Annotated in this window: 12 protein-coding genes; 5 read left to right on the top strand and 7 right to left on the bottom strand. The window is 60.7% G+C overall.

The annotated features are described in order from the left end of the window. Window positions 1-182: 182 nt before the first annotated feature. Genes AOA62_RS03910 through AOA62_RS03930 form a run of 5 tightly spaced genes read right to left on the bottom strand, consistent with a single transcriptional unit; the run spans window position 183 to window position 6,021 of the window. Window positions 183-1,187 (bottom strand): substrate-binding domain-containing protein, encoded by a 1,005-nt coding sequence (locus AOA62_RS03910; protein WP_017136516.1) that lies wholly within the window; start codon window positions 1,185-1,187, stop codon window positions 183-185. Between the two features lie 37 nt (window positions 1,188-1,224). Continuing rightward, complete coding sequence (locus AOA62_RS03915; protein WP_099547903.1) at window positions 1,225-2,088, bottom strand: SMP-30/gluconolactonase/LRE family protein; 864 nt, start codon at window positions 2,086-2,088, stop codon at window positions 1,225-1,227. A gap of 14 nt (window positions 2,089-2,102) precedes the next feature. Beyond that, complete coding sequence (locus AOA62_RS03920; RefSeq protein ID WP_099547904.1) at window positions 2,103-3,683, bottom strand: aldehyde dehydrogenase (NADP(+)); 1,581 nt, start codon at window positions 3,681-3,683, stop codon at window positions 2,103-2,105. 10 nt (window positions 3,684-3,693) lie between these two features. Then, window positions 3,694-4,683, bottom strand: a complete 990-nt coding sequence (gene araD1, locus AOA62_RS03925; RefSeq protein ID WP_099547905.1) for an AraD1 family protein — start codon at window positions 4,681-4,683, stop codon at window positions 3,694-3,696. A gap of 15 nt (window positions 4,684-4,698) precedes the next feature. After that, a complete protein-coding gene (locus AOA62_RS03930) occupies window positions 4,699-6,021 on the bottom strand; it encodes an MFS transporter (RefSeq protein ID WP_099547906.1) in 1,323 nt (440 codons plus the stop codon). Window positions 6,022-6,213: 192 nt separating this feature from the next. Between AOA62_RS03930 and AOA62_RS03935 the strand changes: the two genes are divergently transcribed. The 3 genes from AOA62_RS03935 to AOA62_RS03945 are packed head-to-tail and all read left to right on the top strand — an operon-like array spanning window position 6,214 to window position 9,441. Continuing rightward, on the top strand, window positions 6,214-7,950 hold the full coding sequence (locus tag AOA62_RS03935) for an IlvD/Edd family dehydratase (RefSeq protein WP_099547907.1): 1,737 nt from the start codon (window positions 6,214-6,216) through the stop codon (window positions 7,948-7,950). A 48-nt stretch (window positions 7,951-7,998) separates the two neighbouring features. Next, complete coding sequence (locus AOA62_RS03940; RefSeq protein ID WP_017136521.1) at window positions 7,999-8,721, top strand: FadR/GntR family transcriptional regulator; 723 nt, start codon at window positions 7,999-8,001, stop codon at window positions 8,719-8,721. Between the two features lie 42 nt (window positions 8,722-8,763). Beyond that, complete coding sequence (locus AOA62_RS03945; RefSeq protein WP_017136522.1) at window positions 8,764-9,441, top strand: SOS response-associated peptidase family protein; 678 nt, start codon at window positions 8,764-8,766, stop codon at window positions 9,439-9,441. A 4-nt stretch (window positions 9,442-9,445) separates the two neighbouring features. Here AOA62_RS03945 and AOA62_RS03950 read toward each other — a convergent pair whose 3' ends face one another. Beyond that, the gene (locus AOA62_RS03950; protein ID WP_169988330.1) at window positions 9,446-10,486 is read right to left on the bottom strand and encodes a GGDEF domain-containing protein; all 1,041 of its coding nucleotides are present in this window, start codon (window positions 10,484-10,486) and stop codon (window positions 9,446-9,448) included. After that, window positions 10,476-11,366, bottom strand: a complete 891-nt coding sequence (locus AOA62_RS03955; RefSeq protein ID WP_017136524.1) for a hypothetical protein — start codon at window positions 11,364-11,366, stop codon at window positions 10,476-10,478. The genes AOA62_RS03950 and AOA62_RS03955 overlap by 11 nt, the downstream gene beginning before the upstream one ends. 324 nt (window positions 11,367-11,690) lie before the next feature. Between AOA62_RS03955 and AOA62_RS03960 the strand changes: the two genes are divergently transcribed. Together AOA62_RS03960 and AOA62_RS03965 are read left to right on the top strand one after the other, a co-directional pair. Then, the gene (locus AOA62_RS03960; protein ID WP_017136525.1) at window positions 11,691-12,566 is read left to right on the top strand and encodes a bestrophin family protein; all 876 of its coding nucleotides are present in this window, start codon (window positions 11,691-11,693) and stop codon (window positions 12,564-12,566) included. Window positions 12,567-12,668: 102 nt separating this feature from the next. After that, entirely contained in the window at window positions 12,669-13,559 is an 891-nt protein-coding gene (locus AOA62_RS03965; protein ID WP_099547909.1) for a proline iminopeptidase-family hydrolase, read from the top strand. Window positions 13,560-13,685: the final 126 nt, after the last annotated feature.

Genomic DNA, 13,685 nt, shown 5'->3' on the forward strand with positions numbered 1-13,685 from the left:
TTAGTAAGCCTGATTATGGTCAATAATGCGTCCACCATGTCCCCGCACATGTGTCAACCATGTGTCCGGTCCGTACAGGGCGTTTGCCAAAAGTGACCCGCCGTAAGGGCGGAACCATAGGTAGCCGTTACCGCAGCAACGGATATGTACTCCGTCTGATCCCCCCCCCCGCCAAGCCTACCTCACTGCCACAACCCAATCTTCGTCAGCTCTTGCTTGAAGTTCTCCCGTGTAATCAGCGTCACCTCGTCCATGGCCGTGTACTTGGGCGGCTCCGTCCCCTTGGTAACCCACTCATACATCATCAGCGCAGTGTTGTAGCCCTCGATATGCGGACTGGGCAGCATCGAACCGAAAAATCCACTGTCAGCCTTTTTCAGTTCGCCAATGGCATCCGTACCATTGATGCCGATACCAATCACATTGGCCGCAGCAAAACCGGCCGTTTCCGTAGCGCGCACGCCACCGAGCACCGTGTTGTCGTTCATACCGCCGATAATCAGGTTCTTGGCACCGCTGGGCAGCTTGACCAGTGCCGAGTTGGTGGCGTCCATACTGCCCGGTACATCAAGCGTCTTGGCCGCGGTGAACAGAATGTGGTCTTTAGGAAAACCGGCATCTTCCAGGGATTTAACCGAACCGTCAGTGCGTTTTTTACCCGTGTCGAGTTCGTTAAAGGTGTTGATCACCGCATAGGTGTCCTTCCAATCCCAACCGCGTTTTTTCGCCTCCGCCGCCATCGCCGCGCCCTGCTTCTGGCCCACTTCAAACGCGGCCATGCCCAGGTACGGCACGTCCTCCATGAAGTTGCCTTTGGCGTCGACAAAACGGTCATCCACCGCAATCACTTTCAGGCCGTTGGCCTTTGCCTTGGCAACGATGGCCGGGCCCAGCGACACATCCGGCGGGCAGATCACAAAGCCCTTGGCGCCGTTGGCCGCCAGGCTGTCGATGGCCGAGAGGGTTTTCTCGCCATCGGGCACGGCGATCTTGATCACGGTAAAGCCATGCTCCTTGCCGGCTTTTTCGGCAAACGCCCATTCGGTCTGGAACCACGGCTCTTCAGCCTGCTTGACCAAAAAACCAATCTTCACGGCTTCAGCGGCCTGCAACAGACCGCCCAAGCTCAGGGCCGACACCGCCACAGCGGCGCAGCACAGGGAACGCATACCTCGACGACGATTCATACGGGTGACTCCTTGTTATTGTTTTCAGGTCTTGGGTTTATCCGGCAAAGCGGTGACAGGGGGTGCCCGGCACATCGACCTCGATGGCCAGCACTGCGCCATCCAGCGGGTGATCGAGTGGGCTGGCGGCGCTGGTGATGTAGAGGGTGGTGAGGTTGGGGCCACCGAACACGCAACTGGTGGGGCGGCTCACGGGCAACTCGACAATGCGGTCGACCTCGCCGGCAGGCGTCAGGCGCAGCAAGCAACTGCCATCCCAACGGGCATTCCAGATATAGCCATCCGCGTCCATCGCCGAGCCATCCGGGCCACCACGCTCATGCGGGCCGAACCAGACCCGGGCAGGCTCGAGCTGACCCTCTGGCTTGACCGCATGCCGGTACAAAGTGCCGTCCAGGCTGTCGCCAAAATGCACGTGCGCGCCGTCATCGCTCCACACCAAGGTGTTGGGAATGCCCAGCCCTTGCAGCAGCGGCGTGACATGCGCGTTGGCATCGATCCGAAACAGGCCGCCGGAACGCCGCGTAATCGGCAGGTCTTCACCCTGCTCGCCAATGTTGTTCTGCATGGTGCCCAACCACAGGCGGCCCTGGGCATCGCAGCGCGCTTCATTGCCACGGTTACCCGGTTGCGGGTCGGCCACGCACAGCAGCGTGAGGGCTTCGGTTTCCAGGTTCAGCCGGTACACGCCGCTGCTCAGCGTCACCAGTGCATCCCCGCTTTCACAGGGGATGAAGGCCGAGACGTGCTCGGGCAACTGCCAGATCTGCAACTGCCCGCCCATCAGGCGCAGCGCCTGCTTGCCGGCGATATTCACCCAATACAGCGCCTGGGTCGGCACGTCCCAGAACGGGCCTTCGCCCAGCTGCGCACGGTGCGCAGTGACTGCGGTACACGACATAAAACCTCCTGGTGTTACAGCGGGTCGCGCGATGGCGTGCCATCCACCAGCCGCTGGATACGCAACGGGTTGGCGTTTTTCAACGCGTCGGGCAGCAGGCTATCAGGGTAATTCTGCAAGCACACCGGGCGCAGGAAACGGTCGATGGCCAGGGTGCCGACCGAGGTGCCACGGGCATCGGATGTGGCCGGGTACGGCCCGCCGTGAACCATCGAATCACACACTTCCACGCCGGTCGGGTAGCCGTTGAGCAGGATGCGCCCGACTTTCTGCTCCAGCAGCGGCGTCAGTTCAGTGAAGTGCTGCAGGTCGGCCGGTTCAGCAATAAGCGTCGCGGTGAGCTGGCCGTGCAGGCCGTGCAAGGCGTCGCTGAGCTGGGCCTGATCGGCGACCTCGACAAACACCGTGGCAGGGCCGAACACCTCTTCCTGCAACACCTCATCACCGTCGATCAGCAAGCGCACGTCGGCCTTGAACAGCTGCGGCTGCGCCTGACTGCCCACTTGAGCGCTGCCCGCCAGGTGTTGGATGCCAGGGTGCGCCAAGAGCTTTTCCAAGCCTTTGCCATAACTGCCCAGGGTGCCGGCATTGAGCATGGTTTGCGCCGGCTGTTCACCGATCAGTTGCGCCACCTGTTGGGTAAACGCGGTGAACTGTGGCGAGGCAATACCGATCACCAGGCCAGGGTTGGTGCAGAACTGGCCACAGCCTTGCACCACCGAGGCAGTGAGGTCGCGGGCGATGGTCGCGGCCCTGGCGTGCAAGGCCTGGGGCAGCACAATCACCGGGTTGATGCTCGACATCTCGGCAAATACCGGGATCGGCTGCGGGCGTGCCGCCGCCATATCACACAAGGCACGGCCGCCCTTGAGCGAGCCGGTAAAACCCACGGCCTGGATCGACGGGTGCTTGACCAGCGCCTCACCGACGCCGCCACCGAAGATCATGTTGAACACACCCGCCGGCATCTCGGTGGCCTCGGCCGCCCGAATGATTGCATCGGCCACCCGCTCAGCCGTCGCCATATGCCCACTGTGCGCCTTGAACACCACCGGGCAGCCGGCCGCCAGCGCGGCAGCGGTGTCGCCGCCGGCGGTGGAAAATGCCAGGGGAAAGTTGCTCGCACCAAACACCGCCACCGGGCCGAGGCCGATGCGGTATTGGCGCAGGTCCGGGCGCGGCAGGGGTTGGCGGTCGGGCAAGGCTCTGTCGATACGCGCGCCGTAAAAATCACCACGACGCAATACCGTAGCGAACAGGCGCATCTGGCCGCTGGTGCGCCCGCGCTCGCCTTTGATGCGCGCAGCAGGTAATGCCGTTTCGCGGCACACCAACTCGATAAAATCATCCCCCAGCGCGTCCAGCTCATCAGCCACCGTCTCCAGGAACTGCGCCCGCCGCGATGCACTTAATGCCCGGTACGCGGGATAGGCGGCAGCGGCGGCCTTGGCGGCGGCATCCACCTCGGCGGGCGTGGCCTGATAGAAATCCTGAGGCAAGGCCTCGCCAGTGCTGGCGTCGACGCTTTTCAGGGTGATGCTGCCCTGGGCGCTGCGCTGGCCGCCGATGTAGTTGTGGCCGAGAAACGGATTCATGCTGATCTCCTTAAAGGCTGATGACAGTGCCAGGTGCGAACGCCGCCTCGGCGCTGCCGACCCGATTGACCAGCGGCGCGCCGAACTCGGCCTGGCTGATCTCGAACACATCCCCCGGCTGGGTACGTATACCGTCGGCGAATGACAAGGTGGCGGTGCCGAAGAAATGAATGTGCACGTCGCCCGGGGTCAGGAACTGGCTGTATTTGAAATGGTGGTACTCGAGGTTTTCCAGGCTATGGCACATGTTCGCCTCGCCACTGAGAAATTCGCTTTCCCATATCACTTGACCGTCTCGGCGGATGCGGCTGGTGCCGGCCAGATGCTCGGGCAACTCACCCACACGCAACTCCGGACCATAGCTGCAACTGCGCAACTTGGAATGGGCCAGGTACAGGTAATTCTTGCGCTCCATGACGTGGTCGGAGAACTCGTTGCCCACCGCAAAACCCAGGCGGTAGGGCTTGCTGTCACGGCCGATCACATACAACCCGCCGATTTCCGGCTCTTCACCGGCGTCTTCAGCAAAGGGTGGCACCGGGAATGCCTGGCCTGGGCGCACGACAATATTGCCATCGCCCTTATAGAACCATTCCGGTTGCACGCCGGCCTGGCCGGCCGGCGGTTTGCCGCCTTCCACGCCCCATTTGAAGATACGCATGGTGTCGGTCAAGGCACTGTCGTCACCGGCCTGATGCATTTTATCGCGGGCCGAGGCGCTGCCCAGATGCGTGAGGCCAGTACCGCTGATCAGCATGTGCGCGGGGTCGGGATGGTCCAGCGGCGGCAGGACTTTGAGGTCTGCCAACAGCGCAGCGTAGTCGTAACTGTCGCCCAGCCCGAGGCTGTCAACCTGTTGCGCCAGGCCCACACCGGCATCGATGGCGGCCAGCGCCAACTCACGCACGCTGCGCGCGGTGTGCACTTCGCGCAGTGTGTTGCCTTGCACCACGCCGACACGACGCTCACCGTTACGCAATTCGAACTGAACTAAACGCATCAAACTTCTCCAGGATTAAGTACGTGTGGCGCCTCGGGCGCTGGCGGCAAACTGGTCGGCAGGCAGCACATGCTTGCGCTCCAGCACGCGGTACACCACAGCAGTCAACACCAGCCCGAACACCATTACACCGGCCAAGAAATACAGGCCCGAAGCCAGGTTGCCGGTGTATTCCTTGAGCGCGCCGATCACGAACGGGCCGATATAGCCGCCCAGGTTGCCCACCGAGTTAATCAAGGCAATGCCCGCCGCCGCACTGGCGCCGGCAAAGAACCGCCCCGGCAAGGTCCAGAACACCGCCGTGCAGGAAAACAAGGCGAATGCCGCCAGGCACAGCGCCGCCATTTGCAGCACCGGCATACTCAGCCAGGCGCTGCAAAACAAGCCGATGGCGCCGAGCACATAGAGCACGGCAAGGTGGCCATAACGATCGTTCAAGCGGTCGGAACTGCGCGGGATGATCAGCAGCCCGATGATGCCGAAAATGTAGGGTACGGCCGAAATGAAGCCGGTCACCAAGTCAGTGCCGCCGAACTGTTTGATCAGGGTCGGCAACCACAGGCCCAAGCCATAGATGCTCAAGGTCACCGGCAGATAGAACAGCGCCAGCAACAACACGCGCTTGTCCTTGAGGGCATGCAGCGGGTTGCCGTGGCGGGTCTGGCCGTAGGCTTGCAGGTCCTTGGCCAGCTCAGCGGTCAGCCAGGCTTTTTCGTCTTCGCTCATCCAGTTGACCTGCTTGGGGCCGTCCGGCAGAAAGCGCAGCACCGGCCAGGTCAGCAGCAACGCCGGCGTGCCGATCACGATAAACAGCCATTGCCAGCCGTGCAGACCAAGGATGCCGTCCATGCCCAGCAGGCCGCCGGACACGGGCCCGGTGATCATCATGGCAATCGGCTGGGAGAGGATAAACAGCCCCAGGATCTTGCCGCGATGGCGCACCGGGAACCACTGGGTGATGTAGTACAGCACGCCCGGAAAGAACCCGGCTTCGGCCGCGCCGAGCAAAAAGCGCATCACATAAAAACTGTGCGGCCCCTGCACAAAGGCCATACCAATGGTGATGGCGCCCCAGGTGAGCATGATCCGTGCAAACCAGCGCCGCGCGCCGAAGCGGTCGAGCATCAGGTTGCTGGGGATTTCAAACAGGAAGTAGCCAATAAAGAACAACCCCGCCCCCAGACCATAGGCGGCATCGCCGATGCCGACGTCGGCGCCCATGTGCAGTTTGGCAAACCCCACCGCCGAGCGGTCCACGTAGGCGATCAGGTACAGCAGGATCAGGAAGGGAATCAGTTTCAGCGTGATACGCCGAACAAGCCGCAATTCCTGGCTCATGGGGTCGATCTCCGATTGTTGTTTTTATAGAAGCCCGGGGGCTGCCTCTCGCGAAAATCCGCCAGGGTCAAACCTCAATTAAGCCGGACTATATAGTATGACTATTTACAAAACAACACTTCCAAAGCTGCGTTTTTGCGCTTATGTTTAAGCAAATATAGAACATATAGTCATACAATAAGAGAGTCGATCATGCCTGATAAAAAGCCCGCCCTACGCTCCGCCCAGTGGTTTGGCACCGCCGACAAGAACGGTTTCATGTACCGCAGCTGGATGAAGAACCAGGGCATTGCCGACCATCAGTTCCATGGCAAACCGATCATTGGCATTTGCAACACCTGGTCGGAACTGACCCCATGCAACGCGCATTTCCGCCAGATCGCCGAGCACGTCAAACGCGGTGTGATCGAGGCCGGTGGTTTCCCGGTGGAATTCCCGGTGTTCTCCAATGGCGAATCCAACCTGCGCCCCACCGCCATGCTCACCCGCAACCTGGCGAGCATGGATGTAGAGGAAGCCATTCGCGGCAACCCCATCGACGGCGTGGTGCTGCTCACCGGCTGCGACAAAACCACCCCGGCGCTGCTGATGGGCGCGGCCAGTTGTGACGTGCCGGCCATCGTGGTCACCGGCGGGCCGATGCTCAACGGCAAGCACAAGGGCCAGGACATCGGCTCGGGTACGGTGGTGTGGCAACTGAGCGAGCAGGTCAAGGCCGGCACCATCACCCTTGACGATTTCCTTGCGGCCGAAGGCGGCATGTCGCGCTCGGCGGGTACCTGCAACACCATGGGCACCGCGTCGACCATGGCCTGCATGGCCGAAGCACTCGGCACTTCCCTGCCCCACAACGCGGCGATTCCGGCGGTGGACGCGCGGCGCTATGTGCTGGCGCATATGTCTGGCAAGCGCGCGGTCGAGATGGTGCGTGAGGATTTGAAACTGTCGAAAATCCTTACCAAGGAGGCGTTTGAAAACGCGATCCGGGTGAATGCGGCCATCGGCGGTTCGACCAACGCGGTGATCCACCTCAAAGCCATCGCCGGGCGTATCGGTGTCGAGCTCGACCTCGACGATTGGACCCGCATGGGCCGTGGCGTGCCGACCATCGTCGACCTGCAGCCGTCAGGCCGTTTCCTGATGGAAGAGTTCTACTACGCCGGCGGCCTGCCGGCCGTGCTGCGTCGCCTGGGCGAAGCCAACCTGATCCCGCATCCGAATGCCTTGACGGTCAATGGCAAGTCGTTGGGCGAGAACACCCAGGACTCGCCGATCTACGGCCAGGATGAGGTGATCCGCACCCTCGATAACCCGATCCGCGCCGATGGCGGTATTTGCGTATTGCGCGGCAACCTGGCGCCGCTGGGCGCCGTGCTCAAGCCTTCCGCCGCCAGCCCCGAGTTGATGCAGCACCGTGGCCGCGCGGTGGTGTTCGAGAACTTCGACATGTACAAGGCACGCATCAATGACCCGGCACTGGACGTGGATGCCAACTCGATTCTGGTCATGAAAAACTGTGGCCCCAAGGGTTACCCCGGCATGGCCGAAGTCGGCAACATGGGCCTGCCCGCCAAGCTGCTGGCCCAGGGCGTGACTGACATGGTGCGCATTTCCGATGCACGCATGAGCGGCACCGCCTACGGCACGGTGGTGCTGCACGTGGCACCGGAAGCTGCCGCCGGTGGGCCGCTGGCCACGGTGCAGGAAGGTGACTGGATCGAGCTCGACTGCGCCAACGGCCGGTTGCACCTGGATATCCCCGACGCCGAACTGGCGGCGCGCATGGCTGACCTTGCGCCAGCGCAAAACCTGATCGTCGGCGGCTACCGCCAGCTGTATATCGATCACGTGCTGCAGGCCGATCAAGGCTGCGACTTCGACTTCCTGGTGGGCTGCCGTGGCGCTGAAGTCCCCCGGCATTCCCACTAATTGGGATGCTATGATGCCGCGAACCTAAGCCAGAGCCTCCCCGTCGTTATGGATCACCAGCCGCCCAAGCCGCGCAAGAGCCAGCATGCCCAGATCGTTCAGGACTTGGGCATGCACATCGTTTCCGGTCGCTTCAAGCCCGAAGAACGCCTGCCCATGGAAGCCACGCTGTGCGAGGAATACCAGGTCAGCCGCTCGGTGTTGCGTGAGGCGACCCGCGTGCTCAGCGCCAAGGGCCTGGTGTACTCCAAACCACGGGTGGGCGCGGTGGTGCGTCCACGGGTGAAATGGCATTTGCTTGACCCGGACGTGCTGTCCTGGCTGATGCAGTCCACGCCCCACAGCGAATTCTTCAACACCCTGGCCGGCGTGCGGCGCATCCTCGAACCGGAAATCGCCGCCATGGCCGCGACCACGGCCACCGCCGAAGACATCGCCACCATCGAAACCGCCTACCGGGGCATGGAAACCGCCAAGACCCACGATGACCTGCTGCAGGCCGACCTGGACTTCCACCGAGCCATCGCCGACGCGACCCGCAACGACTTGCTCGCCTACATGTGCAACATGCTGTCGTTGCCGCTGCGCGAGTCGATCAACATCACCAACCGCCGTCCTGACATCCAGGGCCTGAGCCTGCCCCGCCACAAAGCGATCCTCACCGCCATCCAGAACCGTGACGCCCTCGGCGCCCGGCACGCCTCGCTGGTGCAACTGGATGACACGCGGGTGGCGCTGGACACGGTGATGAACGTGCTCACGCCGCTGTAAATTGATCGTCTACGCTCAGGGAGTCAGTTCGAGGAACCGGCCATGTGCGGACGACTTTCGCAGTACCGCGGTATTCATGACTTTGTGGCGGCGCTGAGCATGCCCAATGCGCTGGCCAATAGCGTGGGCGACCAGCCGCTTGAGCGCTACAACGTGGCGCCGACCACCCCCGTGGCGTTACTGCACCTGGACAATGATCTTTTGCACGCTGACCCGGTGCGTTGGGGCTGGCGCCCGCACTGGAGCAAAGAACGCCTGCTGGCGATCAACGCGCGTGTCGAGAAGGTCGCGCACGGCGCGTTCTTTCGCGCGATCTGGCCGCATCGCGCAATTGCGCCGGTGGACAACTGGTTTGAATGGGTGGATGAAGGCGGCGCGAAAAAACAGCCCTACCTGATTCGTCGCCGCGACGGCGCGCCGGTATTCTGTGCCGCCATAGGCCAACTGCCCGACGCCGATGAGGGCGCGCACGCGCACGATGGCTTCGTGATCATCACCGCCGACAGCGCCGGTGGCATGCTCGACATCCATGACCGCAGGCCCGTGGTGTTCACTCCGGAACTGGCCCGTGAGTGGCTGGACCCGGCCACCTCCCGAAGTCGCGCCGAGCAGATGGTGCTGTTGCAGGGCGACCCGGCAGACGTGTTCGAATGGTTCAAGGTCGACAGTGCCGTGGGCAACACACGCAACCATGGGCCAGCGTTGATCCAGCCGCGCTGAGCACTCATTGGGCGACTGCACACCCGTGCGGATTAATCGGCCTGCCCTCCACATAGGCCCGGTCCTTGCCATTTTGCTTGGCGCCATACAGGTTGCGGTCAGCGTCCTTAAGCACTGCCGACATCTGGTCCCCCGCCGAAAACCGCGCCATTCCCGCGCTGCACGTGTAATTGTGCGGCGCCGCCACACTGTGCCGGATAGCCTGCAACAAATCCCGTGCGAACTCGCAGGCGACAGCCGGGTCGTCGCCCAACAGCAGCACGCCGAATTCTTCGCCGCCGATCCTGCCGAAACTGTGGCTGCCTTTGGCGGTTTTCAGGCAGGTGGCCATGGCGCAAAGAATGCTGTCGCCCACATCGTGGCCATACCGGTCATTTTTGAGTTTGAAACTGTCGATATCCAACATCATGAAATAGCCGCTGTGGCCGCTGGCGATCAACGCGTCAAAGCCCTGCATGAAGGCGCGCCGGTTGAGAATGGAGGTCAGGTAATCCGTCTCTGCCAGCTCGCGAAACTCACTTTCTACCAGCAACACCGAGCGCAGGTTCTTCAAATAGGAAAAACTCAGGATAAAACCGATGGCCACCGACGCGACGCAAAAAATATACAGATAGACCTGGGCATCGCCGTAAATGTCCGCCTGGATGCACGGCCATAAAATCAACCAGACCAACGTGGCGCAGACCAGATAATCCTGCACACTGATAAACAGGATGGCGCTGCTGATCACCAGGATAACCGCCAGCGGCAAGCCAAACAGGCGCAACTCTCCATGCGCGCTGATGACATAGGCAAACCCCACGGACAGTAGCACGACATACACAACCCCGAGCGCACGCCACAGGTAAAAGTGGGGGGTCATATGGTGCAGTCGACACACCGCCATCAGGCACAGGCTGATCGCCACCAGATATATATCCAGCTGCATGTCCGGATGAATCAACAACACCCCGAGCCAGGCAATAATCCCGATTAACTCGGCCTGGGTGACCGCTGGCGACAGTAACCGGCGCATCCGTGGCCTTAACTTCAAATTAGCAGGCATCCCTTTCCCCTCTTTCAACCGCGTGCAGGCCAACCGCAAATGAAAACGCCATAAACCGTCTTACCAGGCAAACAAAAGCCGGCAGCACTTCCAGCTGTTTTTTCGCATGCACTTTGAAATAGCCCTTCTCGACACCCTCCCGGACCATTCTAATAATATGGGTTTTTGATACCGACAGCTGCTGGGCGAGCGCAAGATAAGATGACGATTTGAAGGTCATGCGCTCGTTTTCCGGTGAAAAGGCATCGTTATATATCGCCAGCATCAACAAATGGCCTGCATCTTTCTTCACCAGCCAAAAACAGTCGGGCAGCAACACATCAACGGTCATTTCGTCGGCCAGGATCTGAGCGAAGCCTTTGAAATAAAGGGCTAGAAAACTGCGGTCGTCCATCTCGCGCATTGTGCGAAAACGCTCCTTCTCAGGGCACATCAGCGCCAGTGAGTCGGTAATGGACGTCAGCATCAGCCGCACTTCCCGGCAGGCTTCATCCGAGGGCGCATACACCCTGAACCGGCTGTCCTCCGGGTGTGCGTCGACCACCATGAACCCCAGCGCCCGAAACAGCAGGAAGATCGACTCCAGGCTGTTTCTTGAGCAATACCCCCGCGCCACACAAAAGGCTTTCACCTCGCAAAGCAAGGCTGTCGGTTTGGAAAAGTACTCGCTGAACAGTGCAAATGAGACCATCAAACGGCTGTATTTCATTGCACTTTTGTAGAAAAACGGGCGTTTCGAGTAAGGGCCAAGAAGCACCTGATAATGTGCCCGAATACAAGATTCAAAGTCCTCATGACGTTCAAGTGCTTGTGCAGTATTACCGATATCCAACTTTAACGAACTGACACGCATGAAAGAACCCTGATCAACCAACTTCATCCCACTGATCTAGACTACAAAGTTCACGTAGTCAGGTCCCAAAACAAATCACGTCGTAAAACGGCCCCTGATGGCGCTTTGCCTTTGGGGTCAATGTACAGTGATTGCCGCGTGGCACAGCATCATTACCAAAGTTGTTCCAACTGCACTTCCTGGGCTATTTGCTAACGCGCAAGCGGTGAACTTGCTTGAAATAGCAGTGCAAAGATTGCGTGTGAAGCAGAGCCAATAAATGGCGCCAGAAATATGACCGCGAACCTTTCACCGCCCCCGGGCGTCCGAGCTAGGGTATTTATTGCCTATTGCTCGCCGTGAGGTCCTCGCTTGAAAGCCGCCATCATCAAAAAGTACCGCCTGATTATCAAAACCATGGGCTATGTGGGTTGGGCCTTGTTCTGGCTGTTGTTGTGGGATGTGGCCGTCACGGTCGATTTCATGTTGTTCCTGACCACCAAGATCAACTTGCCGCTGATGCCGCTGACCCTGCTGGGGTCGGCGCTGGTGGTGTTGATCAGCTTTCGTAACAGCAGCGCCTATAACCGCTGGTGGGAAGCACGCACGTTGTGGGGCGCGATGGTGAATAACTCGCGCAGTTTCGCCCGCCAGGTGCTGACACTGCTGGATGACCCCGAGGGCGAGGTAAACCCGGTCAAGGCCACCCTGTTGCGCCGCCATGTGGCCTATGTGAATTGCCTGGCGGCGCACCTCAAGGGCCGCCCGTGCCCGGATGAAGTACGTGCGTTTATCCCCGCCGAAGAGTTTGCGCGCAATGGCGCCACCAACAACTTTGCCAATGACATCCTCACCGGTTCAGCGACGTTGTTGGCCCGCGAATACAAGGCCGGGCACCTGGACAGTATTCGCCTGGCGCGGCTGGAGTCGACACTGGTGGACCTGTCCAACGCCCAAGGCGGCATGGAGCGAATCGCCAATACGCCGCTGCCCTACCCTTACGTATATTTCCCGCGGCTGTTTATCTCGCTGTTCTGCCTGATCGTGCCGGTGGGCCTGGTTGAATCCCTGGGCTGGTTCACCCCGCTGGCCTCGACCGTGGTGGGCTTTATGCTGCTGGCGATCGAACGCATCGGCACCGACTTGCAAAGCCCGTTTCACTCCAGCGAACACCAGATCCAGATGGAAACCATCTGCGAAACCATCGAGAAGAACCTGCAGTCGATGCAGCGGGATGCGCTGGCTTAAGCTCAAGGTGCTTTTTAATTCAAGAACCTATCATTTTTACCAGTGCCCCTGACGCGCGGTTTTGACTAGCCTGTAGCGCATCTATCCAAGGAGGCACACAGCATGCAGGTTCGCGAAGGTTATGCCGATTTCCGTGGCTACCGGACATGGTTCCGGGTCACCGGCGATTTGAGTTCCGGGCGCTTGCCCTTGATCGTCGCGCACGGCGGCCCCGGCTGCACCCATGACTACGTCGACAGTTTCAAGGACCTGGCCGAAACGGGGCGCGCGGTGGTGCACTACGACCAATTGGGCAATGGCCGCTCCACTCACCTGCGCGACGCATCCGCTGACTTCTGGAACGTGGCGTTGTTCCTGGCGGAACTGGACAACCTGATCGAGCATTTGGACATCAGCGACTACGCGCTGCTGGGCCAGTCCTGGGGCGGCATGCTTGGGGCTGAACACGCGGTACGCCAACCCGCCGGGTTAAAGGCATTGATCATCGCCAATTCGCCCGCCTCCATGGACCTGTGGTGCGCCGCCGCGAATGAGCTGCGCCAGGCATTGCCCACCGAAGTGCAGGCCACACTGCTGCGCCATGAGGCGGCAGGCACCACTGACAGCGCCGAGTACCGCGCAGCCTCGGATGTGTATTACGCCCGCCACGTCTGCCGCCTCCAGCCGGAGCCCGCCGAAGTGCTGCGCACCAATGCCGCCATCGAAGACGACCCGACCGTTTATCACACCATGAACGGCCCCACTGAATTCCACGTGATCGGCAGCCTGCGCCACTGGAGCATCATCGAGCGACTGCCACGCATCCAGGTGCCGACGTTGTTGATCTCCGGGCGCTTTGATGAAGCCACACCCGCCACGGTACAGCCGTTTGCCGATGGCATCCGCGACGTGCGCTGGCAGATTTTTGAGCAGTCGAGCCATATGCCGCATGTCGAAGAACGTGAGGCGTGCATGGCGTGTGTGGGGGCGTTTCTGGCGCACGTGGAGCAATAGCCAAATAGCCAAATTGAGCTTTGTGGCTGACGCTCTACACTAAAGCCAATGTGGAATGGGGCTGGTGTGGGAGCTGGCTTGCCTGCGATGACATCAACTGGGTGTACCTGATGTACCGAGGTGTCT

The sequence above is a fragment of the Pseudomonas sp. 2995-3 genome, assembly GCF_002742565.1.
Lineage (GTDB): Bacteria > Pseudomonadota > Gammaproteobacteria > Pseudomonadales > Pseudomonadaceae > Aquipseudomonas > Aquipseudomonas edaphica.

Coding starts and splice junctions, on each gene's coding strand:
- AOA62_RS03910 (WP_017136516.1), bottom strand. CDS start 1,187: ATGAATCGTCGTCGAGGTATGCGTTCCCTGTGCTGCGCCGCTGTGGCG.
- AOA62_RS03915 (WP_099547903.1), bottom strand. CDS start 2,088: ATGTCGTGTACCGCAGTCACTGCGCACCGTGCGCAGCTGGGCGAAGGC.
- AOA62_RS03920 (WP_099547904.1), bottom strand. CDS start 3,683: ATGAATCCGTTTCTCGGCCACAACTACATCGGCGGCCAGCGCAGCGCC.
- araD1 (WP_099547905.1), bottom strand. CDS start 4,683: ATGCGTTTAGTTCAGTTCGAATTGCGTAACGGTGAGCGTCGTGTCGGC.
- AOA62_RS03930 (WP_099547906.1), bottom strand. CDS start 6,021: ATGAGCCAGGAATTGCGGCTTGTTCGGCGTATCACGCTGAAACTGATT.
- AOA62_RS03935 (WP_099547907.1), top strand. CDS start 6,214: ATGCCTGATAAAAAGCCCGCCCTACGCTCCGCCCAGTGGTTTGGCACC.
- AOA62_RS03940 (WP_017136521.1), top strand. CDS start 7,999: ATGGATCACCAGCCGCCCAAGCCGCGCAAGAGCCAGCATGCCCAGATC.
- AOA62_RS03945 (WP_017136522.1), top strand. CDS start 8,764: ATGTGCGGACGACTTTCGCAGTACCGCGGTATTCATGACTTTGTGGCG.
- AOA62_RS03950 (WP_169988330.1), bottom strand. CDS start 10,486: ATGCCTGCTAATTTGAAGTTAAGGCCACGGATGCGCCGGTTACTGTCG.
- AOA62_RS03955 (WP_017136524.1), bottom strand. CDS start 11,366: ATGAAGTTGGTTGATCAGGGTTCTTTCATGCGTGTCAGTTCGTTAAAG.
- AOA62_RS03965 (WP_099547909.1), top strand. CDS start 12,669: ATGCAGGTTCGCGAAGGTTATGCCGATTTCCGTGGCTACCGGACATGG.